The organism is Acidimicrobiia bacterium, from assembly GCA_035651955.1.
In the GTDB taxonomy this organism is placed as follows: Bacteria; Actinomycetota; Acidimicrobiia; order IMCC26256; family JAMXLJ01; genus JAMXLJ01.
On record DASRES010000016.1, the window covers coordinates 1 to 23,211 of the forward strand.

Sequence of the window (23,211 nt, forward strand, 5' to 3'; positions counted from 1 at the left end):
CGACGGTCACGGCGACCGCGAGCACGATCACGTCGAGGTAGGACACCGCGTCGATGTCGGCGGTCTGGTCGCGCGAGATCGCAAGCGGGTGCGCGAGATGGAACGTGCCGCCCTCGATCGTGACGTCGTAGTCGCCGCGCGGGAGATCGCGCACCACGCCGCCGTGCGAGTGCAGCGCGACCTCCGTCACCGAGCCGTCGGGATGGCGGAGGTGCACGCGCGTTCCCGCGTGCGACCGCAGCAGCGCGTCGCGACCGACGAAGCGCACCGTGTACAACAGCAGGCGGACCGCGGGCCGGGGGTCGATGCTCGGGACGACACGTTGCTGGCCGCTGTTCACGACGTTCGAGCCCGCAACGTCGACCTTCGTGACCGTGTACGTGACTGCTCTCGTCGTCGGACCGTCGGGCCCGCTCGTGATCTCCTGGCCGGGCAGCCAGACGGCGTCGCCGCCGTGTACGTCCACCGTCGCGCCCGACGTGTTGGCGAGCTCGACGGCGCCGACGCGCGACGTGGGAACGGGGCTGCCGTGACGGTTCACGAAGCGGAGCTGCGTCAGGTAGTCCGTGCGGAACGTCGCGGTCTCGGTCATGACGCCGTTCAGGTACGTCCCGGATCCCGACCAGCCCGTGAACACCGCGCGTGTGTTCGGCGACATGTCGACCGTCGGGCTCGCGACGACGAGGACCTGATTGCGGTTCGCGGCGACCACGTCGCGCTCGCTCGACGCGATGAGCAACGCGGCCGTCCCCGTCTCGTCCGTCACGGTGAACGGCGTCGACGCGAACGTGAACGCCGCACCGACCACGGGCGGGACGGTGCGCACGACGAGCAAGCGCGTACCCTGCGGCAGTGCCGGGTTCAGGGTCGGGTGCGCGCGGTCCGGCTGCGGACGCGGCGGTTGCGGTGCCGCGGTCGCGACGCGAGCCGCGGCGACGCAACCGAATGACCAGACGAGCAGTCCGCATGCGAGCGCGGACGCGCAGCGGCGCATCGTTGCTCCGTCACGCGCCGCCGATGCCGCGCGGCCGCGCGCGCCGGCGGTGCAACGCGAGACCGAGCGCGAGCGCGCAGATCCCGATGACGAGCACGGCGGCGGCGTCGACACCGGTGAAGGGCAGGCCGAACACGTCGAACAGTGCCGCTCCCCCGCTCGGGTGCGCGCTGCTGGTGGCCTGCGCGCGTGCCGCGGGTGTCGCGGGCACGCAGAGCGTGGCGCCGTCGGGTCCGACCGCGGCGACCCCGCTCGCGCAGCCCGGTGCCACCCGGAATCGCTCGGGCGCGCCGGGCGCGGCCAGAGGCGTCGGGGCGCCGGGCGCGGCCACCGCCGCGGCCGTCACGTCGCGCGGGCCGACCGCCCCGCCCGAGACCGGATCGGCCGCCACGCTCGCGGACCGGCGGGTACTCGACGGCGCGAGCGCGGCCGCTGCGGGGTCGACTGCGGGCGGGTCGAGCACGCCGAAGAACCCCGGCACCGTCACGGACTGCGACCGCACCACCGGCGCTGCGGGCGCCGCGACCCGGACCGACGGCGACACGACGGACGGCGTCGTGATCGACGGTGTCGACACGGACGGCACGTTCACCGACGGCGTCGTCACCGGCGGCAACGAGAACGCAGGGATCGCCGGGATGGACGGCAGCACGGAGATCGGGTCGACGGACACCGGTGGCGCGGTGACGCGCGGTGTGGACACCGACGGCACGCGCACCGTCGGCACCGGGACCGATGGGACCGTGACCGAGGGGGCCGGCAGCGACGGCGCGCTCACCGGCGGAGGCGGCAGCGGGATCGAGGGCAACGACAGCGTCGGTGCCGTGACGGACGGTGCCGTGACAGCCGGCGCCGTGACCGTCGGTGCCGTGACCGTCGGCGGCGGCAGCGACGGAACCGACACGGACGGCGCCCTCACCTGCGGCACGGACGCACCCGCGACGGTGACGTTCGTCGCGAGCTTCGGGACGGTCACGGGCGGTGTCGTCACGGGCGGCGTCGTGACCGTCGGCGTCGTCACGGGCGGCGTCGTGACCGTGGGCGTCGTGACCGTCGGCGTGGTGATGCTCGGTGTCGCGAGCTTCGGCACGTTCACGGGGGGCGTCGTCACGGAGGGCGTCGTCACCGGCGGCGTGGTGACGTGCGGCGTGCTCACTGCGGCCGCGACCTTCGACGTGGTCGCCGGCGGGGTCGTGACCGGCGGCGTCGTGACGGGTACGCGCACGGTCGCGCTCGTGACCGACTTCGTCGCGGCCGTGACGGTGTGCGTGACGCCCGTTGCCGGACTCGATGCCGACGTCGCGCCGGCCGGTGCCGCCGGGACCGATGCGGAGCCGGCGGCGATCGGCACCACGAACGCCAGGCCGACGACGGCGACCGAGGCGCATGCGAGCGCACCGGTCGTGCGGAGGAGCGCGGACCTCACCCGGGCCCGCGCCACCGGGAACCTGCCCATGGGACCCCCCGTGACGAATCGCGCGTTGCGGCCCACGTACCCGCATTCGGTGGTCGGGCTAACCAACTCGCCCTCCGAGCGTGTCAGCATGACGTCATGACAGCGACGTATCGGGAGCGGCCGCCCGTCGCCGGTCTCGCCCCCGCAGTCGCGTGCGTGTGGACCCAGCACGTCGGCGCGACGTCCGCGCCCTACGAGCACCGTGTCGTCCCGGACGCCTGCGTCGACGTCCTCTGGCGTGACGGCCGACTCGAGCTCGCGGGCCCCGACACGGGCCCCGTGCTCACGCCGTTGTCGCCGCAGTCCTCGATCGTCGGGATCAGGTTCCGGCCCGGCCACGCGCGCCGGTTCCTGGGCGTGCCCGTGTCCGAGCTCACCGACGCGCGCCTGTCGCTCGACGACGTCCTGGGCGACGACGCGCGCGATCTCGCCGATCGGCTCGCCGACGCCCGCACGGCCGACGACGGCGAACGCCTCCTCGAAGCGGCGATGCTCGAGCGCGTCCCGACCGCGCCAGACGCCGACGACGTCGTGGAGCCGCTCGTCGCGATGCTCGCCACGGGCCGCTCGTCCGTGCACGACGCAGCGCGGACACTCGCGTTCAGCGAGCGGCAGCTCCACCGGCGCTGCGTCGCGGCGTTCGGCTACGGCCCCAAGACGCTCGACCGCGTGCTCCGCTTCCAGCGCTTCCTGCGCGCCGCGCGCGCCACGGACGCGTCGTTCGCACGTCTTGCCGCGGCGTCCGGCTACAGCGACGAGGCGCACCTCGCGCACGAGTGCCGCGCCCTCGGCGGCACGCGACCGAGCGAGCTCGCCGGCCGCGTCGTCCCCGGCAGCTGACCGCTCCTGCTCGCGTCCTCACTCCGGCCAGATCAGCCCGCCGCGCTCGTCGAACGACATGCCGGGCGCCCAGACGATCTCCCACACGTTGTCCTCCGGGTCCGCGAAGTAGCCGGAGTAGCCGCCGAAGTCGCGATCGACCGGACGCGCGAGCACCCGGCCGCCCGCACGCTCGACGTCCGCGATCGCGGCGTCGACCATCTCCCGGCGTTCGACGACGACCGCGAGCGTGAAGCCGCGGAAGTTGCCGTCGGGCTCGGCCACGGGGAGGTTCGCCTCGCCCGCGAGCAGGTGCAACGGGAACATCGTCAGCGAGCCGCCGCCGACCTCGAAGCGGACGAACTCGTCGTCGTCCGAGCGGCTCTTCCAGCCGAGCCGCTCGTAGAACGACCGCATCGTCGCCAGGTCACGGTAGCCGAGCGTCACGACGCTCATGCGTGCGGGAACCGTCATCGCGTTCTCCTCTCTCGCTGCAACAGTCACGCTCTCGAGGGGCACGCTAGGGACCAGCGGTGCGGCTCGCCTTGGAGGAATCGGACACCATGAGCTCGAACAGCATGAGCATCGAGAAGCTGCCGATCGCCGGTGAGCGGGTCACGACCGACGACACGATCGCGGTCATCGCGCCGTACGACGGCCGAGAGCTCGGCCGGGTCCCGAAGTGCGGACCCGCCGAGGTCGACCGCGCGGTGCGCGCCGCGCGCGACGCGATGTCGCACGGCGCGCTCCCGCCGTGGCGACGCGCCGAGACCCTCGACATCGCGGCGCGGCTGCTCACCGAGCGCAACGAGGACTTCGCGCGCACGATCGCGCTCGAAGCGGCCAAGCCCATCAAGACGGCGCGCATCGAAGCGGAGCGCGCCGTCGCGACGTTCACGTTCGCAGCGGCCGAGGCGCGGGTGCTCGCGGGCGACATGGTGCCGCTCGACGCGAGCGCGGTCGGCGAGGGGAAGCTCGGGTTCACGCTCCGGCTGCCGATCGGCGTCGTCGGGGCGATCTCGCCGTTCAACTTCCCGCTCAACCTCGTCGCGCACAAGCTCGCGCCCGCGATCGCAGCGGGCTGTCCGGTCGTGTTGAAGCCGGCGTCACAGACGCCGCTGTCCGCGATCAAGCTCGCCGAGCTCCTCCTCGACGAGTGCGGCCTGCCCGGCGACCAGCTCAGCGTGGTGACGGGCGGAGGCGGCAGCGTCGGCAACGCGCTCGTCGAGCACGACGGCGTGGCGCTCATCACGTTCACCGGCTCACCCGAGGTCGGCTGGGGCATCAAGGAGCGCGCGCCGCGCAAGAAGGTCGGCCTCGAGCTGGGCAACAACGCGCCCGTCATCGTCGAGCCGGGGTCCGACTACGAGACGGCCGCGCGCAAGGTCTCGGTCGCGGGGTTCTCGCACGCGGGACAGTCGTGCATCTCGACCCAGCGCATCTTCGTGCACCGCTCCGTCGCGGACGACTTCCTCGGCGCGCTCGTCCCGCTCGTGCAGGCGCTGCGCGTCGGCGACCCGCTCGACGAGCAGACGGACGTGTCCGCGTTGATCACGACGGGCGACCGCGACCGTGTGAAGTCGTGGATCGACGACGCCGTGGCCGGCGGCGCCTCCGTGCTCGCGGGCGGTGACGTGCGCGACGGCATGCTCGAGCCGACCGTGCTCGTCGACGTCACGCCCGAGATGAAGGTGTGCTCGCACGAGGTGTTCGGCCCGGTCGTCGGTGTCGCGAGGTACGACGACGTCGGCGACGCGATCCGTCTCGCGAACGACACCCGCTACGGCTTGCAGGCCGCGATCTACACGCCGGATCTCGAGACGGCGTTGCGCGCGGCACACGAGCTCGACTTCGGCGCTGTCCTGGTCAACGAGGTTCCCACGTGGCGCACGGACCAGATGCCGTACGGCGGTGTGCGCGACAGTGGCAACACGCGCGAGGGTCCGCGCTACGCGATACGCGAGATGACGGAGGAACGACTCGTCGTGATCCAGCCGTGAGCGAGCGAGCCGAGAGGCGAGCGGAAGCACGGAGCGACGAGCGTCCGCGAGGCGGGTATCCCGCCGAGCAGCGAGTGCGACCATGAGCAGGGCCCGAGCGGCCCGGCCCGAAGGGCCGAGAGCGGAGGACGTGAGCGATTCACGCATGAGCGCATCGTGAGGGAGCCCGAGATCCTGCAGCCGCTCCTGCGCGGGCGGCTGCACCAGATCGCGTGCCTCGTGTCGATCCCGGCGGGGGTCGCGCTCGTCACGTTGAGCCGCGGCGTGGCCGCGCACGTCGGCGCGGCGATCTTCGCCGCCAGCCTCACGCTGCTGTTCGGCACGAGCGCCGCATACCACTGCGGCAAGTGGACGCCGCGGGCGCGCCGCGTCATGCAGCGGCTCGACCACTCGATGATCTACGTGCTCATCGCCGGGACGTACACGCCGTTCACGCTGCTCGCGCTGCGGCCGGCGTGGGGCGTCACCCTGCTCGCGATCGTGTGGACCGGCGCCGTCGTCGGCGTGCTGCTCACGGTGCTCGCGTCGCCGCGTCTGCGGTGGGTCGGCATGGGGCTGTACGTGATCCTCGGCTGGCTCGTGATCGTGGCGGCACCGCAACTGATGCGCGACCTCACGCACGTCGAGCTCGGGCTGCTTGCGGGCGGCGGCGTCCTCTACACGGCGGGGCTCGCGGTGCTCGTCAGAAACCGCCCGAACCCGCGGCCGCGTGTCTTCGGCTACCACGAATTGTGGCACGCGATGGGCATCGTCGCCGCCGTGTGCCACTACGCCGTCATCCTCCTGCTCGTGCGCGCGTGAGCGCGTAAGGTCCGGCCCATGGGGCTCTTCGACGGGAAGGTCGCGCTGGTCACCGGCGGCGCGTCGGGCATCGGCAGGGCGACGGTCGAGCGGCTGACGGCCGACGGCGCGCGCGTCTGCGTCGTCGACGTCGACGCGCCCGGCGGCGAGCGCGTCGCGAAGGAGCACGGCGGCACGTTCGTGCGCGCCGATGCCGCCGACGCGAGCGACGTCGACGGCGCGTTCGCGCGGTGTGTCGACGAGCTCGGCGGCGTCGACATCGCGTTCCTCAACGCGGGCATCGCGATCGGTGTCGGAGACGTGACCGAGCTCACCGACGACGTCTATCGGCGCATCATGCGGATCAACGTCGACGGCGTCGTGTTCGGGACGCGTGCCGCGGTCCGCGTCATGAGGGAGCGAGGCGGTGGCGCGATCGTCGCGACGTCGTCGCTCGCAGGGCTCATCCCGTTCCCGCCGGACCCCGTGTACGACGCGACGAAGCACGCAGTCGTCGGGTTCGTGCGCAGCGTCGCGCCCACGCTCCAGCCGCTCGGCATCACGGCCAACACCGTCAACCCCGGCATGACGGACACGAACATCATCGGAGAGGAGACGAAGCAGCTCTTCGCGCAGGTCCACTTCCCGCTGATGCCGCCGTCGCAGATCGCCGACGCGGTCGCGCGGATCATCGAGGGCGGGCGGACCGGTGAGTGCTGGGTGTGCCAGCCCGGCCGCGACCCGGAGCCGTACCGGTTCCACGACGTCCCCGGCCCGCGTTCGGGCGCCGAGGGGCGGGTGCCGCCGGGTCTGCGTGGTAGTCGCGCGCCCTATCGTGGTGAGGAGTGAGTGACGTGACGAACATCGACGGCCAGACCCAGACCGGCCCGGCCCGCGGGGCGAGCCCGCTGCAGCCGGAAGTCGTGGACGGCGACGACGAGCGCGCGGACGGCGCGGACGTGAACGAGCAGGTGACGCGGCCGACGAAGCTGATCCGCATCGCGTCGATGGTGCGCAACATGCTCGACGAGGTCCGTCGCGCGCCGCTCGACGACGCCGGCCGACGGATGCTGCGCGAGATCCACGACCGCTCGCTGACCGAGCTCGAGGAGATCCTCTCCCCCGACCTGCGCAGCGAGCTCGCGGAGGTCACGTTCCCGTTCACCTCGGACGCGCCGAGCGAGTCCGAGCTGCGGATCGCGCAGGCTCAGCTCGTCGGGTGGCTCGAGGGCCTGTTCCACGGGATCCAGGCGACGCTGTTCACCCAGCAGCTCGCCGCGCAGGGTCAGCTCGACCAGATGCGCCAGCGCCAGATGATCGAGGCCGGCGGCGCTCCGCAGCGTCCCGGACCGGGCGCGTACCTGTGAGACGCGGGGAGACGTGAGCACTGCCTGGGCGCCGGGGACCTGGCGCGACCGTCACGCGGCCCAGCAGCCCGACTGGCCCGACGCTCGGGCGCTGGACGCGGCGCTCGAAGAGCTGCGCGCGCTGCCGCCGCTCGTCTTCGCCGGTGAGGCGCGCGAGCTGACCGACGCGCTCGCGGCGGTGTCGGAAGGCGGGGGGTTCGTCCTGCACGCGGGCGACTGCGCGGAGTCGTTCGAGGCGTTCTCCGCGAACGCGATCCGCGACAAGCTGAAGATCATCCTCCAGATGGCCGTCGTGCTCACGTACGGCAGCGGCGTCCCGACGGTGAAGGTGGGCCGCATCGCGGGCCAGTTCGCAAAGCCGCGCTCGTCGGCGACGGAGACCCGGGCCGGCGTCGAGCTCCCGTCGTTCCGGGGCGACATGGTCAACGACTTCGCCTTCGATCCCGACGCGCGCCGCGCCGACCCGCAGCGTCTCGTCCGCGGGTACCACCAGTCGGCCGCGACCCTGAACCTGCTGCGGGCGTTCACGAAGGGCGGCTTCGCGGATCTCGGCCGCGTGAGCCAGTGGAACCTGGAGTACGCGGCGTCGAGTCGTGAGGGACGCCGCTACGCCGCGCTGGCGGGCGAGATCCAGCGAGCGCTGCGGTTCATGGCCGCGTGCGGGATCGACCTCGACGCCGAGCTCCAGCTCCACCAGGTCGACTTCTACACGTCGCACGAGGCACTGCTGCTCGGTTACGAGGAGGCGCTCACCCGGCGCGACAGCCTCACCGACCACTGGTACGACTGCTCCGCGCACCTGCTGTGGATCGGCGAGCGGACGCGCCAGCCCGACGGCGCGCACGTCGAGTTCCTCTCGGGCGTGCAGAACCCGATCGCGGTGAAGCTCGGGCCGAGCAGCGACCCGGACGACGTCCTCGCGCTGTGCGAACGGTTGAACCCGACGCGCCGGGCGGGCCGGCTCACCCTCGTGACGCGCATGGGCGCCGAACGGATCGAGACGTCCCTGCCGCCGTTGCTCGACGCGGTGCGGCGTGGCGCGCACCCCGTCGTGTGGGCGTGCGACCCGATGCACGGGAACACGTTCGTGCACGCGAACGGTTACAAGACTCGGCACTTCGACGATGTGATGGCCGAGCTGCGCGGCTTCTTCAAGGTCTGCGAAGCGGCCGACGTCTGGCCCGGCGGCGTGCACGTCGAGCTCACGGGCGAGGACGTGACCGAGTGCCTGGGCGGCACCGACGAGGTGCTGCCCGATCACCTCGAGCAGCGCTACGAGACGATGTGTGACCCGCGGCTCAACGCGCGGCAGTCGCTCGACCTCGCGTTCCAGGTGGCCGAGCTCCTCAAGCACTAGCCGCGCGCGGCCGACTGGTCTCAACGGGGAGACCTTCATGACACGAGCGACGAGCGACACGTTCGAGCAGCTCGGGGCGAACTCCGGGCTGGTCGAGGAGATGTACCGGCGGTTCCTCGAGAACCCGGCGTCGGTCGCCGAGAGCTGGCGCGACTTCTTCGCCGACTACCAGCCCCGGTTCAGCGCGCAGCCCGTCAACGGCGCGGCCGTGACGGCTCCCGCACCACCCGCGCCGGCGCCCGCGGCACCCGCGCGCGCGCCGGTCACCCCGGCGGCGCCCGTGCTCGACGGCGAGGAGGCGCAGCCGTTGCGCGGCGCGGCGGCCCGCATCGTCGAGAACATGGAGGCGAGCATCGGCGTCCCGACCGCGACGTCGTTGCGTGTGGTCCCCGCCAAGCTGCTCGAGGTCAACCGGCGCATCCTGAACAACCACCTCGTCCGCAGCGGTGGCGGGACGAAGGTCAGCTTCACGCACCTCATCGCGTACGCGGTCGTGCGCGCGCTCGAGAAGGTGCCGAACATGAACTCGGGGTTCGGCGTCGTCGACGGCAAGCCGGTCGTCGTCCGCCACGCGCACTGCAACCTCGGCCTCGCCGTCGACGTCAAGCGCGGCGACTCGCGATCGCTGCTCGTGCCGAACATCAAGGCCGCGGACACGCTCGACTTCGCCGCGTTCTTCGCCGCGTACGAGGAGCTGATCCGCAGGGTCCGCGCCAACAAGCTCGATCTCGACGACTTCGCCGGCACGACCGCGTCCGTGACGAACCCGGGGATGATCGGCACGGTGTCGTCGGTGCCCCGGCTGATGCCCGGCCAGGGGTTCATCGTGGGCGTCGGCTCGATCGGCTACCCCGCCGAGTACGAGGGCACCGACCCGGCGACGCTGGCGCGACTCGGCGTCGGCAAGTCGGTCACCCTCACGAGCACGTACGACCACCGTGTGATCCAGGGTGCGGAGAGCGGCGAGTTCCTGCAGGCCGTCCATCGGCTGCTGCTCGGCGAGGATCGCTTCTACGACGACGTCTTCCGCAGCCTGGGGGTGCCGTACGAGCCCGCGCGGTGGACGCCCGACGTGTCGCCCATCGACGAGGGCGCGCTCGCGGCGTACGAGAAGGCGAACGCGGTCCAGCAGCTCATCAACCTGTACCGCGTGCGGGGTCACCTCATCGCGAACCTCGACCCGCTCGGCCGCCAGACGGTGCACACGCACCCGGAGCTCGACGTCAACGCGCACGGGCTCACGATCTGGGACCTCGACCGCGAGTTCCCGACGGACGGGCTCGCGGGGACGCGCTCGATGCTGCTGCGCGACATCCTCGGCGTGCTGCGCGACGCGTACTCGCGCTCCGTCGGCATCGAGTACATGCACATCCAGGAGCCGGACCAGAAGGCGTGGATCCAGGCCCACGTCGAGGGCGTCGACACGACGACACCGGTCGAGGAGCAGCGCCGGATCCTCGAGCGGCTGAACGCAGCCGAGGCGTTCGAGCGCTTCCTGCACACGAAGTACCTCGGGCACAAGCGGTTCAGCCTCGAGGGCGCCGAGACGCTCATCCCGATGCTCGACGCGCTGTTCAACGAGGCGAGCGGCGCGGGCATGGAGGAGGCGGTGCTCGGCATGGCGCACCGCGGCCGGCTCAACGTCCTCGCCAACGTGATCGGCAAGTCGTACGGCCAGATCTTCCGCGAGTTCGAGGGTGAGCTCGACCCGATGTCGTCGCAGGGCTCGGGCGACGTCAAGTACCACCTCGGGGCGACCGGGGTGCACCACCCGCCCGCGGGCGGCGACCTGAAGCTCACGCTCGCGTCGAACCCCAGCCACCTCGAGGCCGTCGACCCGGTCGTCGAGGGCATGGCGCGCGCGAAGGACGACACCCGTCACGACGTCGACGGGCGCAAGGTGCTGCCCGTCCTCGTGCACGGTGACGCCGCGTTCGCAGGGCAGGGCGTCGTCGCCGAGACCCTCAACCTCTCCGCGGTGCCGGGCTACGACGTCGGCGGGACGGTCCACATCGTCGTCAACAACCAGCTCGGCTTCACGACCGCGCCGGAGGCCGGCCGGTCGGGCGTGTACGCGACCGACGTCGCGAAGATGGTACAGGCGCCGATCTTCCACGTGAACGGCGACGACCCCGAAGCCGCGGTGCGCGTCGTGAAGCTCGCGTTCGCGTTCCGACAGGCGTTCTGCAAGGACGTCGTCGTCGATCTCGTCTGCTACCGCCGCTACGGGCACAACGAGGCCGACGAGCCGGCGTTCACGCAGCCGCGCATGTACGCGCTGATCGACCAGCACCGTTCGGTCCGGAAGCTCTACACGGAGCAGCTCATCAACCGCGGTGACCTGACGCTCGAGGAGGCCGAGGCGAGCTTCGACGACTTCAAGGCGCGGCTCGACCGCGCGTTCGAGGAGACCCACAACAGCGAGCCGCCGACCGGCGAGCATCCGGTCGTCCCACCGGTGATCCCCGACGCCCCCGTCGACACGCGTGTCGACCGCGCGGTGCTCACGCGCGTCGTCGACGGGCTGACGACGCGGCCCGAGGGCTTCACCGTGAATCGCAAGCTCGAGCGGATCCTGCAGGCGCACCGCGTCGCCTTCGAGCGCGACGAGGTCGACTGGTCACTGGCGGAGGCGTGCGCGCTCGGATCGATGGTGCTCGAGGGGACGCCGGTCCGCCTCGCCGGTCAGGACAGCCGCCGGGGCACGTTCAGCCAGCGCCACGGCGTGCTCATCGACGCGGACGACGAGGAGGAGTACGTCCCGCTCGCGAACCTGTCACCCGACCAGGCGCCGTTCATGCTCTACGACTCCGTGCTCTCCGAGTACGCCGCGATGGGCTTCGAGTACGGGTACTCGGTCGCCGCGCCCGGCACGTTCGTCGCGTGGGAGGCGCAGTTCGGCGACTTCATGAACGGCGGGCAGATCGTGATCGACCAGTTCGTCGTCGCGGCCGAGGACAAGTGGGGACAGCGCAGCGGCTTGGCGTTGCTGCTCCCCCACGGGTACGAGGGTCAGGGCCCGGAGCACTCGAGCGCGCGCATCGAGCGGTTCCTCGCGCTCTGCGCCGAGGGCAACATGCGCGTCACGTACCCGAGCACCGCGGCGCAGTACTTCCACGTGCTGCGGCGGCAGGTGAAGACGCCGGTCCGCAAGCCGCTCGTGGTGTTCACGCCGAAGCGCTACCTGCGGATGCCCCACAGCCGCTCGACGGTCGCGGAGCTGACGAACGGTTCGTTCCACGCCGTGCTCGACGACCCGCGCGTGCCCGATGGCGACACCGCCGCAGTGCGGCGCGTGCTGCTGTGCACCGGCAAGGTCGGCCACGAGCTGATGGACCGGCGCGACAAGCTCGCCGCGCCCGCGGCCGTCGTGCGCGTGGAGGAGCTGTACCCGTTCCCGCGCGACGAGATCGACGCCGCGCTCGCCCGGTACCCGAACGCGCGTCAGGTGTGGTGGGTGCAGGAGGAGCCGGAGAACATGGGCGCGTGGAACTTCGTCCACGGCAAGCTCCACCGACTGCTGCGCGACCGCGACCTCCGGCACATCGCGCGCGAGGCGAGCGCGAGCCCGGCGAGCGGCAGCCAGACGATCCACGACCGTGAGCAGAACGAGCTGCTCACCGCCGCGTTCTCCGACCTGAGCTAGGCAAACCGGGGCGGGCGCTTCTGCTCGAGGGAGGCGACGCCTTCACGCGCGTCCGCGCCGGCGAAGCCGAGGAACTCGAGCGCGAGCGACGCGTCGAAGGCAGGACCGAACATCCGGTACCAGTTGTTGAGCGCGAGCTTCGTCGCCCGCAACGCCTGCTGTGCGCCCTGCGCGAGCGATGCCGCCACCTCGAGCGAGCGTGCCGCGAGCTCGTCGTCGTCGACGCACAGCGCGACGAGCCCGAGACGCTCGGCCTCCTCGCCACTGAGCTCCTCGCACGTCAACAGGTGGTACTTCGCCTTCGCCATCCCCACGAGCAGCGGCCACGCGATGACGGCGTGGTCGCCCGCCGCGACGCCGAGACGCGTGTGCCCGTCGATGATGCGAGCCGAGCGCGCCGCGATCGACACGTCGGCGAGCAGGCCGACGACGAGGCCGGCGCCCACCGCGGGACCGTGGATCGCGGACACGACCAGCTTCGAGCAGCCGAGGACGTTGAACACGATGTCGCGCGCCTCGCGCATCACGCGGTCACGCGTGACCGCGTCGTCGGTGCACTGGTGGATGAGCTCGAAGCTCCCGCCGGCGGAGAACGCCCGGCCGGCACCGCGCACGAGCACGACGCGCGTCTCGTCGTCGCGGTCGATCGCGGGCCAGACGTCCGCGAGCTCGCGGTGCATGTCCGGCCCGACCGAGTTGAGACCGGGGCCGTCGAACGTCAGGCGCAGGACGTGTTCGCGCGGACGGTCGAACCGCAGCGTCGGGAACGCGAGCGCGAGGTCGTCGCTCATTTGGGCGGCATGCGGAGCGCGCCGTCGAGGCGGACCACCTCGCCGTTGATCATCGTGTTCTCCGCCAGGTGCCGGACCAGCGCCGCGTACTCCTCGGGACGGCCGAGACGCTTCGGGAACGGGATGTTCGCGGCGAGTGCCGCCTTCGCCTCGTCGGGCAGGACGCCCATCATCGGCGTCTCGAACGTGCCCGGCGCGATCGTGCAGACGCGCACGCCGACGGACGCGAGATCGCGTGCCGCGGGGACCATCATGCCGATGACCCCGCCTTTCGACGCCGCGTACGCGACCTGACCGATCTGCCCCTCGAAGGCGGCAACCGACGCGGTGTTCACGACGAGGCCCCGCTCGCCGTCCTCGAGCGGCTCCGTGCGCGCCATCGCCGCGGCAGTCAGGCGCATCACGTTGAACGTGCCGATCAGGTTGACGCGCACGACCCGCTCGAACAGGCCGAGGTCGTGGGGCGAACCGTCACGGCCGAGCGTGCGGACCGCGATCGCGATCCCGGCGCAGTTCACCGCGAGGCGCAGCGGCGCGCCGGACTCGGTCGCGACCTCGATCGCGGCAGACACCTGCGCGGGGTCGGTCACGTCGGTGCGCACGAACCGGGCGTCGAGGCGCTTCGCGGTCGTGTTCCCGCGCTCGTCGTCGAGATCGGCGAGCACGACGTCGGCACCCGCGCCGGCGAGCATCGTCGCGGTCGCCTCGCCCAACCCCGACGCACCGCCGGTGACGATCGCCGAGATCCCGTCCAGCTGCATGGCACCTCCTGCCTGGGAGGGGCCTCACGCTAACGGGAGAACGCGCGCAGGACCGAGTCGACGAGCGTGTCGACGTACGCGTCGTCGGTCGGCTCCCCGGTCACCAGCTGCCGGTAGAACAGCGGGCCGGACAGCATGTCGACGAGCGCGGCGGCGTCCGTGTCGGCGCGCAGGTCGCCGCGTGCGACGGCGCGCTCGACCATCGCGATGGTGTGCGCGCGCCGGCGCCCGACGAAGTTGCGCTGCGCGTCCCGCATCTCGGGCTGGCGCGCCGACTCGGCGACCATCCGCGGGATCGCGCGCCCGGCGACCGAGGCCTCGAGCATGTCGACGAGCCCGTGCGCGACGGCGCGGAGGTCCACCTCGAGGTTCCCGGTCTCCGGCGCGTACGGCTGCTGCTCGCAGCACCGCCGCGCTGCCGCGATGACGAGGTCGACCTTGCACGCGTACCGGCGGTAGATGGTCGCCTTGCCGACGCCCGCGCGCGCGGCGACGTCGTCGACCGAGAACCCGTCGAGCCCCGAGTCGACGAACGCCTCGACCGCGGCGTCGAGGATCGCCTCGTCGACCTCCGGACTCCGCGGCCGGCCGACGCGCCGGACCGTGTCTGCGTCGGCCTCGGTCCGGACGTCGGTCACGCCTTGACCTCCTGCACGGCGTCGCCGACCTCGCCCGCCTGCGCGGACACCGTGGCCTCGACGGCGACGGCCTCCTCCAAGGAGAGGTCGAGCTCGTCGCGCGCGTGCGCCGGGAGCCACAGGAGCGACACGAGCGCGCCGACCAGCGCGGCGAGCGCCCCCACGAGGACGCCCTGGTGCAGCCCGCTGACGAAGGCGTGCTTGGCCGTCGACGCGATCTGCTCACCGATCGGGCCGCCGATGCTGCGCGCCACCTGGAGGGCCGCGCCGAGCTGGCTCTTGACCGCGTCCGCGATCGGCTTCGGAACCGGGCGCGACTGGTGCGCGATCGCGTCGCCGATCTTCGATCCGTACACCGATGCGAGGACGCTGCCGATCACCGCGACACCGAGCGCGCCGCCGACCTGGCGGGTCGTGTCGTTCACTGCCGAGCCGACGCCGGCCTTCGCGCGTGGGAGCGAGCCCATGATCGACTCGGTCGCGGGCGCCATCGTGCAACCCATGCCCGCGGCCATCAGCATCATCCGCCAGATGATGTCGCCGTACCCGGTGTTCACCTGCATGGTCGTGAACAGCACGAGGCCGACGGCGACGAGCAGCAGGCCGACGGTCACGACGACCTTCGTGCCGACGCGTTCGACGAGCCGCGCGCTGAGCGGCGACACGACCATCAGCACGCCCGCGTACGGGAGGAGGCGGACGCCGGTCTCGAGCGGCCCGTAGCCGAGCACGAACTGGAAGTACTGCGTCAGCAGGAACGTCGAGCCGAACAGCGCGAAGAACACGAGCGAGATGCCGGTGCTCGCGGCGGTGAAGCGGGGGTTGCGGAAGAACTTCACGTCGAGCATCGGGTGGTCGCTGTGCGCCTCCCACAGGACGAACCCGGCGAGCAGCACCGCCGCGACCGCGAACGCGCCGACGATCCGCGGCGCACCCCACCCGTCCGTCGGCGCCTCGATGATGGCGTAGAGCAGCGCGCACAAGCCCGCGATCGACAGGCCCGCGCCGACGAGGTCGAGTCGGGGCGCGGCCGGGTCCCGCGACGTCGGGACGAGCAGCGCGGCGGCGATCACCGCGATGATCACGATCGGGACGTTCACGAGGAAGATCGAGCCCCAGTAGAAGTGCTCGACGAGGAAGCCGCCCGCGAGCGGTCCCAGCGCGATGCCGACACCGGCGATGCCCGCCCACACACCGATCGCGCGCCCACGCTCACCCGGGTCGGTGAAGAGGTTGGTCAGGATCGACAGCGTCGACGGCATGATGAACGCGCCGCCGACGCCCATGAGCGCGCGTGTCGCGATCAACTGGTTCGACGTGCCGGCCATCGCGGAGAGCACCGACCCGACGCCGAAGACGGTGAGGCCGAGCTGCAGCGCGCCCCGCCGGCCGAAGCGGTCGCCGAGGCTGCCGGCGGTGAGGAGCAGACCCGCGAAGACGAGCGTGTACGAGTCGACCATCCACTGCAGCTGGCTGTTGCTCGCGTGGAGGTCGCGCTGCACGGTCGGGATGGCGACGTTGAGGATGGTGTTGTCGAGCGTGATGACGATCAGGCTGAAGCACAGGACGGCCAGCGCCCACCAGCGCCGGTCGTACGCCGTCGTCCCGTTCGTGTCGGTCTGCACGGTGCCGCTCTCCCCTCGCTGCCGGACCAGCTGCCGGACCAGCCCCCGCCGCTTCCGAGACGTGTCCGTCTCGGAAGTCGCACGATACCGGGCGTGAAAACGAAACGCAACGGTTTCGTTTCGAAACTTTCGGCCGCGGTGTGGGCATCTCCGCGCCGCCGCCCGCTCGAGCTGTGGGCCCTGGCCGTGGCGGCCCTCGCGGTGGTCGTCCTCTTCGTCCCCGGGTGGGCCGAGCCCGGCGCGGGAGGCCCGCGCCGCGGGCAGTCCGCCGTCGACGCCCCGTTGCCCGCCGCGACGCGCGACGACCTGTCCCGCCGGCTCGCGTCGCGCGACCCCGCGACGTTCCGCGGCGCGCTCGTCCCCGCGGTCGCGGCCGCGCTCGGCGACGACGTCACCGCGTCGATGCTGCCGCCGGGGTCGCGTCTGGACCTGCCCGACCGCTTCGTGGAGATCGGCGACCGGGGCGCGGTCGTCGCGTCGATCACCGGGCCGTCGCCGGAGCACGTGCGCCTGCACCTCGTCCGGTCGGGCGGGCGGTGGCTCGTGTTCACGACCGAGCAATTGGGCGCCACGGCCAGCGCGACGACGTCCACGAGCACGACGCCCGCGACCGCGACCGCGAGCGCGAGCGCGAGCGCGGGGACGGTCGCGCCGGCGACCGGCGACCCGTGCGCGGTCGACGGCACGGCGACGCCCGTGCTGCTGGTCCACGGGTTCGCGGACTCGCCCGAGGTCTGGGAGACGGGAGCGCCGTCGATGGTGCAGGCGCTCGCGAGCGTGCCGGGTGTCTCCGTCGCCCAACCGTTCGACTACTCGCGCACCGCGCTGCGCTGGGTCGACGACCCGTCGATCGGTCCCGCGCTCGCGCAACGCATCGACTGCCTCGCACGCGCGTCGGCGGCTGCGCACGGGCCGGGCCGCGTGATCGTCGTCGCGCACTCGATGGGCGGGCTCGCGGCGCGCTTCGCCGCCGCGCAGCACGTCGGCGACCGCGCGGTCGCCGACGACCTCGCGCTCGTCGTCACGATCGGGACTCCTGAGACCGGGTCGTTCCTCGCGTCCGCCGCGACCCAGCTGTGGCAGCAGGCGAAGGGCGCGAACCCGTCCCTCCTCGGTGCGCTGCTGCGCGTCGGGTGTGGACCGCCCGCGAAGCCGCACGAGAACGTGCCGCTGCAGCCCCTGTGCCAGCTGCTGTCGCAGTCCCGTGCACCGGCCGCGCGCGCGATGGAGGTCGGTTCGCCCCAGCTCGAGGCCTTGCCGCCGTTCCCGTCGTCGGTCCCCGTCGACGCGATCGCAGGTGACGTGTCGTTGACGGTGCGCGTGCTCGACGGCCCCACGGTCGCGCTCGCGCACCCGGGCGACCTCGTCGTCGGCACGCCGTCGGCCGCGACACCGGCCGGGGGCGCGGGGCGGAGCACGACGATCCCGTGCGCCGCCCCGCTGTACGAGCCGGTCGGCGACGTCACGAAGCTCGCCGGTCTCCAGCCGCTCGTGCTGCTCGCGCGCGCGTCGCTCTACGCGAGCGCGCCCCCGTGCTGGCACCTCGGGCTGCCCCAGGACCCCGTCGTCCAGGCGGCCGTCGAGCGCGCGATCGCGAGGTCGCGTTGAGGCGCGTGCGCAGCATCGCGGTCGTCGCGTGCATCGTCGTCGGTGCGCTGCTCGCGCCGATGGCCGCCGCCGCGACCTGGTTGCGAGTCGACGTCCTCGCCTCGCGCCAGTTCTCGCGTCACGTGGACAACCTGCTCGGGGACGAGCGCGTCCAGCGCGAGATCAGCGCGCAGGTGCTGAACCAGATCACCGCGGCGGGCTCACGGGCGACGCCGGCCGACCGGGCGGTCCTCGAGCAGGTGACGTCGGCGGTGCTGGCGACACAGCCGTTGCGGACGCTGCTGCGGCGTGCGATCGGCCGCGTCCACACGCAGGTCGTCGACGGCGCGCCGCGGCTCGAGCTCGACCTCCGACCACCCGTCGACCGCGTGCGCGCGACGCTGCGCGGCTTCGACCCGCGCCTCGCGTCGTTGCTCCCCGCCGACGACGAGATCACACCCATCGTCATCGCGCAGCGCTCGGACGCCCGACAGCTGTGGACCGCCGTCGCGATCGCCAAGCACCTGCAGTACCTGTTGCCGCTGGCGGCCGTCGGCGTTCTCGCCCTCGGCACCGTGCTCGCGCGGCGGCGCGGCCACGAGCTCGCGATCGCGGGCGCGGGGATCGCGATCGCGTGCGTCCTGGTGCTCGTCGCGCTGCGCGTCACACGTGGACACGTGCGGTCGTCCATCCCGGACGAGACGGGGCGTCAGGCGTTCGACGCCGTGTGGTCGACGTTCGCCGCGCCGCTCGTGCGCAACCTTCGCGTGGGCGCGCTCGTCGGGCTCGTCGTCGTCGTCGGCGTCTTGATCACTCGGCGCGTCGCGGTCAGTGCAGCGAGGCGGCGTCGACCGCGTCCAGCGCCCGCCGCAGCGCACTCGCCGACGCGTTGATGAGGGGCAGCCGCACGTCGGGCGACGGGATGCGACCCTGCGCGTGGAGCGCGGCCTTGAACACGCAGGGGTTCGGCTCGGAGAATCCGGCCTGCACCACCGGGAGGAGCGCCTCCGCGTGCGCGCGCCCGTCGTCCAGCTTGCCGGCGAGACCGCACTCGACCATCGCGACGAAGCGCGGCGTGCACAGGTGCGACGCCGCCGCGATCGCGCCCGCGCCGCCCATGAGCATCGTCGGGTAGATGTACGCGTCGTCGCCGCACAGGACGGCGAAGTCGTGGGGCGCGCCGGCGAGGATCTGCAGCGTGTCGGCGTCGAGTCCGCCGACCGCCTGCTTCAGCCCGGCGATGTTGCGGTTCGCCGCGAGCTTCAGCACGTTCGGCGCGCTGAGCACGCGCCCAGTGCGGTACGGGATGTTGTAGAGGACGAGCGGTACCGGGCTCGCCTCGGCAACGGCCTCGAAGTGCGCCACGATGCCGTCCTCGGACGGTCGCACGTAGTACGGCACGACGACGAGGATCGCGGTGAGCGCGGGCGTGCCGCGCAGTGACTCCACCGCGGCGATCGTCGCCGCCGTGTTGTTGGTCCCGGCACCGACGACGAGCTGCGCGCCGCGCGTCGCGCAGACGCGCGCGCACGTGTCGACGACGGCCTGCTTCTCGGAGGCGTCGAGCGCGCTCGCCTCCCCGGTCGAGCCCAACGCGACGATGCCCGTCGCGCCGGCGTCGAGGTACTCGCTGGCGAGCTGCTCGACGGCGTCGAGCGCGACCTCGCCCGAGGACGTGAACGGCGTGACGAGCGGGACGTAGAGACCACGGAGCAGTGGTTCGGCCGGCATGGCGCGAAGCGTACCCGCCGCCTCCCGCGCACTAGCTTGCGGTTTCCATGCCGGAGCCGTGGCGCACGCTCGTGACGCTGGTCGTCGGCGTCGCAACCGGGGTGCTGTCCGGCATGTTCGGCGTCGGCGGGGCAACCGTGTCGACGCCCGCGATCCGCGTCCTCGGCGTCAACGCGATCGACGCGGTCGGCACGACGCTGCCGTCGATCCTGCCGTCCGCCGTCAGCGGGACGTTGCGGTACCGGCGCGAGGGACTGATCCGGCTGCGCGCCGTGTCGTGGACGTCGCTCACCGGGATCGCCGCGGCGGTGCTCGGGTCGCTCGCGTCGCACCACGTCCCCGGCCACGGCCACCTGCTGATGGTCGCGACGGCCGCGCTGATCGGGTTCACGGCGTGGCGCATGGCGCGCACCGCGAAGCCCGAGGACGCGATCGCCGAGGCGGAGCCCGACACGATGGCCGCGATGGAGGACGCCGACGCGCGGGCCGGCTCGTCGTCGGCCGTCGCGACCGCGGTCGTGCACGCGCCGAACCGGGCGTGGTGGCGGTTCGCGCTGACGGGCGTCGGCGCGGGCGCGCTGAGCGGGCTCCTCGGCGTCGGCGGCGGCGTGGTGATGGTTCCCGCCTTCTCGGAGTGGATCGGGCTGTCGATCAAGGAGGCGGTCGCGACATCGCTCGCGTGCGTCGGTGTCCTCGCCGTGCCGAGCACGATCACGCACGCCTTCCTGAACGACATCGACTGGTCGTACGCGATCCCGCTGTCGGTCGGCGTGATCCCCGGTGCGCGGCTCGGCGCGATCCTCGCGATCCGCGCGTCGGACCGCTCGTTGCGGCTCACCGTCGCCACGATGCTCGGTGTGCTCGCGGTCGTCTACGCGGTCGGCGAGCTGCTCGCGCTCTGACGACCTGCGGCGAGCTCGCGCGCACGCACGAACACGGCGTCGGTCATCGGCTCGGTCAGCTTGCCGGTGAACGTGTTCTGCTGACTCGGGTGATAGCAGCACACGACGGTGAGATCGCCCGCACGAACCTCGACACCGTGTCCGAAGCGTGGACGCGGCTTCGGGAGCGTGTGGACGCGCGCGAACGCGTCGTACGCGAAGCCGCCCAGGACGACGACGACACGCACGCTCGTCAGGAGGTCCAGCTCGCGCGCGAGGTACGGGAGGCAGGTGTCGCGCTCCTCGGTCGTCGGGCGGTTCGCGGGCGGTGCGCACCTGACTGCCGCGGCGACGTACACGTCGCGCAGCTCGAGCCCGTCGTCGCACGAGACGGACGTCGGCTGGTTCGCGAACCCGGTGCGGTACAACGACGCGAAGAGCCAGTCGCCGGAGCGGTCACCCGTGAAGATGCGACCCGTCCGGTTCCCGCCGTGCGCCGCCGGCGCGAGGCCGACGACGAGGACACGCGCGCCGGTGTCACCGAAGCCGGGGACAGGACGGGCCCAGTACTGCTGCCCGCGGAACGCGGCACGGGGCTCGGACGCGGCTGCCTCGCGCCACTCGACGAGGCGCGGGCACTTGCGGCACTCGACGACCTCGGCGGTCAGCTCGCGCCACGCGCGTCGTCGGTCCACGCCGTCACACTACGGGCAGGCACCTATCCTCCGGCCGTGCGCGTGCTGTTGATCGTCAACGCGGTGGCGTCGGCCGTCACGCCGCGCCGTCGCGTCGTGATCCAGAAGGCACTCGGCGCGGACCACCAGCTGGAGGTGGCGGAGACCAGCCGTCGCGGGCATGCGGCCCGGCTCGCCCGGGGCGCTGCGATGGACGGGGTGGACGTCGTCGTCGTGCTCGCCGGTGACGGCACCCTCAACGAGGCCGCCGACGGTCTCGCGGGAACCCGTACCGCGCTCGCGCCGCTGCCCGGCGGGTCGACGAACGTGTTCGCGCGCACGCTCGGGATCTCGCGCGATCCGGTCGAGGCGACCGCGGAGCTGCTCGAGTCGCTCGACGCGGCGTCGTTCCGGCGCATCGGTCTCGGCTCCGTGGAGGGTCGACACTTCGTGTTCCACTGCGGCATCGGCTTCGACGCGGCGGTGATCGAGCAGGCCGAGCGGCGTTCGGTCCTGAAGCGGTTCGCGGCTCCGCCGCTGTTCACGTACGCCGCGTTCGAGACCTGGCTTCGCACGTACGATCACCGGCGCGGACGGTTCGACGTCGCCGTCGACGGCGCAGACGGCGATGCGGTCCGCGACGCGATCTTCACCATCGTGTCCAACACGACGCCGTACACGTTCTTCGGCAGCCGTCCCGTGGTCGTGGCACCGGCCGCGGCGCTCGACGCGCCGTTCGAGCTCATGATCATGACGACCCGGCGCACGACCGACATCTTGCGTGTCGCGGCGTCCGCGCTCGGCTCCGGCCGGTTCATCCGCCACAACCCCGGGATCGCGCTGCGGCACGCGGCGGCGCGCGTCCGTGTCACCGGGCACGGCCCCTTCCCGTACCAGGTCGACGGTGAGTACCTCGGCGAGGTCGACGAGCTGACGATCGCCTACGAGCCCGACGCGCTGACCGTCGTCACACCGGTCGACCCAACGCGTCGCGCGCCAGATCGGGAACGTTCGTGATGATCCCGTCCACACCCGCGGCGGCGAGGGCGCGCACCTCGCCGGGATCGTCGACCGTCCACGTGTTCACGGCGATCCCCGCGTCGTGCGCGAGCGCGACGAGCGCGCGGGCGTCGTGGTCCAGGAGCGCGCGCCGCTCGGGGTGGACCGCGTCGTAGCCACGCCCGCGTGCGAGCGCGACGACCTCGTCGACCGGGAAGCCGGCCAGCGTCAGCCAGCCCGTGCGGACGCGGGCATCGGCGGCGCGGACGCGGTCGAGCGCGACGGCGTCGAACGACGACACGATCACGCGGTCGTACATCGACCGCGCCCCGACGACGCGCGCGACCGCGGTCGCGACAGGGTGGCCCGGGTCGTAGTCGGGCTCGGTCGGCAACGCCTTCACCTCGACGTCGACGATGCCGGTGACGACGTCCAGTGCCTCGTCCAGGGTCGGGACGTCCGCCGCGAGCGGACCGTCGCCGAGCGGGTCGTGGTGGACGACGAGCGTGCCGTCCGCGGCGCGGCGGACGTCGAGCTCGACGCCGTCCGCACCGAGCGCCGCCGCGGCGCGGAAGGCGGCGAGCGTGTTCTCCGGCGCGGCTCGAGACGCGCCGCGGTGGGCCAGCACGACAGGAACGTGTTTCATCCTTGCACCCCACGGCCGCGGAAAAGTGCTGGTCGGGACCCTTGCGCCGGAAAATGTGACGGCGTTAGCCTGCCGACGAGCCACGCGTCGGACGGCAGCCCGGGGGTGCAGGGGGCGCGGTACCGGCGGCGTCGGGGGGACACGCGATTCGAGACGGAGGCTTCGTGGCGCTCACCTGGATCCGCACACACGACTGGGATGCCGGCGCCTGGCGGAACCGATCGGCCTGCCGGGACACCGACCCCGAGCTCTTCTTCCCCGTCGGTGCGACGGGTCTCGCCGTCGACCAGATCGCGGCGGCGAAGCACATCTGCGCGCAGTGCACCGTCACCGGCGAGTGCCTCGAGTTCGCGCTGGCCACCAACCAGGAGGCCGGCGTGTGGGGCGGCACCACCGAGGAGGAGCGGCGCAAGCTGCGGAAGGCCTGGATGAGCGACGAGGTCGCCGCCGGCTAGGTCC

General features: G+C 72.5%; 23 protein-coding genes. 13 read left to right on the plus strand and 10 right to left on the minus strand.

The window, feature by feature from the left end:
- Window positions 1-835, minus strand: an 835-nt coding sequence (locus VFC33_04760) for a hypothetical protein (protein ID HZR12542.1), incomplete at its 3' end; no start/stop codon positions are given.
- 169 nt (window positions 836-1,004) lie between these two features.
- Window positions 1,005-1,571, minus strand: a complete 567-nt coding sequence (locus tag VFC33_04765) for a hypothetical protein (protein ID HZR12543.1) — start codon at window positions 1,569-1,571, stop codon at window positions 1,005-1,007.
- On the opposite strand from VFC33_04765, the gene VFC33_04770 reads away from it, so the two are divergent.
- Complete coding sequence (locus VFC33_04770; GenBank protein HZR12544.1) at window positions 1,552-2,550, plus strand: hypothetical protein; 999 nt, start codon at window positions 1,552-1,554, stop codon at window positions 2,548-2,550. The two genes, VFC33_04765 and VFC33_04770, sit on opposite strands and share 20 nt — an antisense overlap.
- Window positions 2,547-3,290, plus strand: a complete 744-nt coding sequence (locus tag VFC33_04775; protein ID HZR12545.1) for a DUF6597 domain-containing transcriptional factor — start codon at window positions 2,547-2,549, stop codon at window positions 3,288-3,290. Before VFC33_04770 ends, VFC33_04775 begins: the two co-directional genes overlap by 4 nt.
- A gap of 18 nt (window positions 3,291-3,308) precedes the next feature.
- On the opposite strand, the gene VFC33_04780 is transcribed toward VFC33_04775, so the two are convergent.
- The gene (locus tag VFC33_04780) at window positions 3,309-3,743 is read right to left on the minus strand and encodes a VOC family protein (protein ID HZR12546.1); all 435 of its coding nucleotides are present in this window, start codon (window positions 3,741-3,743) and stop codon (window positions 3,309-3,311) included.
- A 104-nt stretch (window positions 3,744-3,847) separates the two neighbouring features.
- Here VFC33_04780 and VFC33_04785 point away from each other — a divergent pair, with 104 nt between their 5' ends.
- From VFC33_04785 to VFC33_04810, 6 genes are all read left to right on the plus strand, one after another.
- Window positions 3,848-5,269 carry an aldehyde dehydrogenase family protein gene (locus VFC33_04785; protein ID HZR12547.1) on the plus strand — a complete coding sequence of 474 codons (1,422 nt, stop codon included), beginning with the start codon at window positions 3,848-3,850 and terminating at the stop codon, window positions 5,267-5,269.
- Window positions 5,270-5,425: 156 nt separating this feature from the next.
- A complete protein-coding gene (locus VFC33_04790) occupies window positions 5,426-6,070 on the plus strand; it encodes a hemolysin III family protein (protein HZR12548.1) in 645 nt (214 codons plus the stop codon).
- An 18-nt stretch (window positions 6,071-6,088) separates the two neighbouring features.
- On the plus strand, window positions 6,089-6,898 hold the full coding sequence (locus VFC33_04795; protein HZR12549.1) for an SDR family NAD(P)-dependent oxidoreductase: 810 nt from the start codon (window positions 6,089-6,091) through the stop codon (window positions 6,896-6,898).
- A gap of 74 nt (window positions 6,899-6,972) precedes the next feature.
- Entirely contained in the window at window positions 6,973-7,416 is a 444-nt protein-coding gene (locus VFC33_04800; GenBank protein ID HZR12550.1) for a proteasome activator, read from the plus strand.
- Between the two features lie 13 nt (window positions 7,417-7,429).
- The gene (locus VFC33_04805) at window positions 7,430-8,773 is read left to right on the plus strand and encodes a 3-deoxy-7-phosphoheptulonate synthase class II (protein ID HZR12551.1); all 1,344 of its coding nucleotides are present in this window, start codon (window positions 7,430-7,432) and stop codon (window positions 8,771-8,773) included.
- 37 nt (window positions 8,774-8,810) lie between these two features.
- Window positions 8,811-12,419 (plus strand): multifunctional oxoglutarate decarboxylase/oxoglutarate dehydrogenase thiamine pyrophosphate-binding subunit/dihydrolipoyllysine-residue succinyltransferase subunit, encoded by a 3,609-nt coding sequence (locus VFC33_04810; GenBank protein ID HZR12552.1) that lies wholly within the window; start codon window positions 8,811-8,813, stop codon window positions 12,417-12,419.
- Here VFC33_04810 and VFC33_04815 read toward each other — a convergent pair.
- Genes VFC33_04815 through VFC33_04830 form a run of 4 tightly spaced genes read right to left on the minus strand, consistent with a single transcriptional unit; the run spans window position 12,416 to window position 16,234 of the window.
- A complete protein-coding gene (locus VFC33_04815; GenBank protein ID HZR12553.1) occupies window positions 12,416-13,210 on the minus strand; it encodes an enoyl-CoA hydratase/isomerase family protein in 795 nt (264 codons plus the stop codon). The genes VFC33_04810 and VFC33_04815 overlap by 4 nt on opposite strands.
- On the minus strand, window positions 13,207-13,971 hold the full coding sequence (locus VFC33_04820) for a 3-hydroxyacyl-CoA dehydrogenase (protein ID HZR12554.1): 765 nt from the start codon (window positions 13,969-13,971) through the stop codon (window positions 13,207-13,209). Before VFC33_04820 ends, VFC33_04815 begins: the two co-directional genes overlap by 4 nt.
- A 29-nt stretch (window positions 13,972-14,000) precedes the next feature.
- Window positions 14,001-14,609 carry a TetR/AcrR family transcriptional regulator gene (locus VFC33_04825; GenBank protein ID HZR12555.1) on the minus strand — a complete coding sequence of 203 codons (609 nt, stop codon included), beginning with the start codon at window positions 14,607-14,609 and terminating at the stop codon, window positions 14,001-14,003.
- Window positions 14,606-16,234 carry an MFS transporter gene (locus VFC33_04830; protein ID HZR12556.1) on the minus strand — a complete coding sequence of 543 codons (1,629 nt, stop codon included), beginning with the start codon at window positions 16,232-16,234 and terminating at the stop codon, window positions 14,606-14,608. Before VFC33_04830 ends, VFC33_04825 begins: the two co-directional genes overlap by 4 nt.
- 138 nt (window positions 16,235-16,372) lie before the next feature.
- On the opposite strand from VFC33_04830, the gene VFC33_04835 reads away from it, so the two are divergent.
- Together VFC33_04835 and VFC33_04840 are read left to right on the plus strand one after the other, a co-directional pair.
- Window positions 16,373-17,842, plus strand: coding sequence for an alpha/beta fold hydrolase (locus VFC33_04835; protein ID HZR12557.1), 1,470 nt, complete (start codon window positions 16,373-16,375; stop codon window positions 17,840-17,842).
- A 5-nt stretch (window positions 17,843-17,847) separates the two neighbouring features.
- Entirely contained in the window at window positions 17,848-18,714 is an 867-nt protein-coding gene (locus VFC33_04840; GenBank protein ID HZR12558.1) for a hypothetical protein, read from the plus strand.
- Here VFC33_04840 and dapA read toward each other — a convergent pair.
- Window positions 18,650-19,552, minus strand: coding sequence for a 4-hydroxy-tetrahydrodipicolinate synthase (gene dapA, locus VFC33_04845; protein ID HZR12559.1), 903 nt, complete (start codon window positions 19,550-19,552; stop codon window positions 18,650-18,652). The two genes, VFC33_04840 and dapA, sit on opposite strands and share 65 nt — an antisense overlap.
- A 47-nt stretch (window positions 19,553-19,599) precedes the next feature.
- Here dapA and VFC33_04850 point away from each other — a divergent pair, with 47 nt between their 5' ends.
- Entirely contained in the window at window positions 19,600-20,454 is an 855-nt protein-coding gene (locus VFC33_04850) for a sulfite exporter TauE/SafE family protein (GenBank protein ID HZR12560.1), read from the plus strand.
- Here the strand turns inward: VFC33_04850 and VFC33_04855 are convergent.
- Complete coding sequence (locus VFC33_04855) at window positions 20,424-21,128, minus strand: uracil-DNA glycosylase (protein HZR12561.1); 705 nt, start codon at window positions 21,126-21,128, stop codon at window positions 20,424-20,426. The two genes, VFC33_04850 and VFC33_04855, sit on opposite strands and share 31 nt — an antisense overlap.
- Before the next feature lie 36 nt (window positions 21,129-21,164).
- Between VFC33_04855 and VFC33_04860 the strand changes: the two genes are divergently transcribed.
- Complete coding sequence (locus VFC33_04860; protein ID HZR12562.1) at window positions 21,165-22,124, plus strand: diacylglycerol kinase family protein; 960 nt, start codon at window positions 21,165-21,167, stop codon at window positions 22,122-22,124.
- Here the strand turns inward: VFC33_04860 and VFC33_04865 are convergent.
- Window positions 22,075-22,734 carry a glycerophosphodiester phosphodiesterase gene (locus VFC33_04865; GenBank protein HZR12563.1) on the minus strand — a complete coding sequence of 220 codons (660 nt, stop codon included), beginning with the start codon at window positions 22,732-22,734 and terminating at the stop codon, window positions 22,075-22,077. The two genes, VFC33_04860 and VFC33_04865, sit on opposite strands and share 50 nt — an antisense overlap.
- A gap of 182 nt (window positions 22,735-22,916) precedes the next feature.
- Here VFC33_04865 and VFC33_04870 point away from each other — a divergent pair, with 182 nt between their 5' ends.
- Window positions 22,917-23,207: a WhiB family transcriptional regulator gene (locus tag VFC33_04870; GenBank protein HZR12564.1), complete on the plus strand. Its 291-nt coding sequence runs from the start codon at window positions 22,917-22,919 to the stop codon at window positions 23,205-23,207.
- The last annotated feature ends 4 nt before the right edge of the window (window positions 23,208-23,211 follow it).

What these genes read in the sequence shown, in the direction of transcription:
- VFC33_04815 (HZR12553.1), bottom strand. Translation starts at nt 13,210, where the DNA reads ATGAGCGACGACCTCGCGCTCGCGTTCCCGACGCTGCGGTTCGACCGT.
- VFC33_04775 (HZR12545.1), top strand. Translation starts at nt 2,547, where the DNA reads ATGACAGCGACGTATCGGGAGCGGCCGCCCGTCGCCGGTCTCGCCCCC.
- VFC33_04820 (HZR12554.1), bottom strand. Translation starts at nt 13,971, where the DNA reads ATGCAGCTGGACGGGATCTCGGCGATCGTCACCGGCGGTGCGTCGGGG.
- VFC33_04780 (HZR12546.1), bottom strand. Translation starts at nt 3,743, where the DNA reads ATGACGGTTCCCGCACGCATGAGCGTCGTGACGCTCGGCTACCGTGAC.
- VFC33_04810 (HZR12552.1), top strand. Translation starts at nt 8,811, where the DNA reads ATGACACGAGCGACGAGCGACACGTTCGAGCAGCTCGGGGCGAACTCC.
- VFC33_04795 (HZR12549.1), top strand. Translation starts at nt 6,089, where the DNA reads ATGGGGCTCTTCGACGGGAAGGTCGCGCTGGTCACCGGCGGCGCGTCG.
- VFC33_04850 (HZR12560.1), top strand. Translation starts at nt 19,600, where the DNA reads ATGCCGGAGCCGTGGCGCACGCTCGTGACGCTGGTCGTCGGCGTCGCA.
- VFC33_04785 (HZR12547.1), top strand. Translation starts at nt 3,848, where the DNA reads ATGAGCATCGAGAAGCTGCCGATCGCCGGTGAGCGGGTCACGACCGAC.
- dapA (HZR12559.1), bottom strand. Translation starts at nt 19,552, where the DNA reads ATGCCGGCCGAACCACTGCTCCGTGGTCTCTACGTCCCGCTCGTCACG.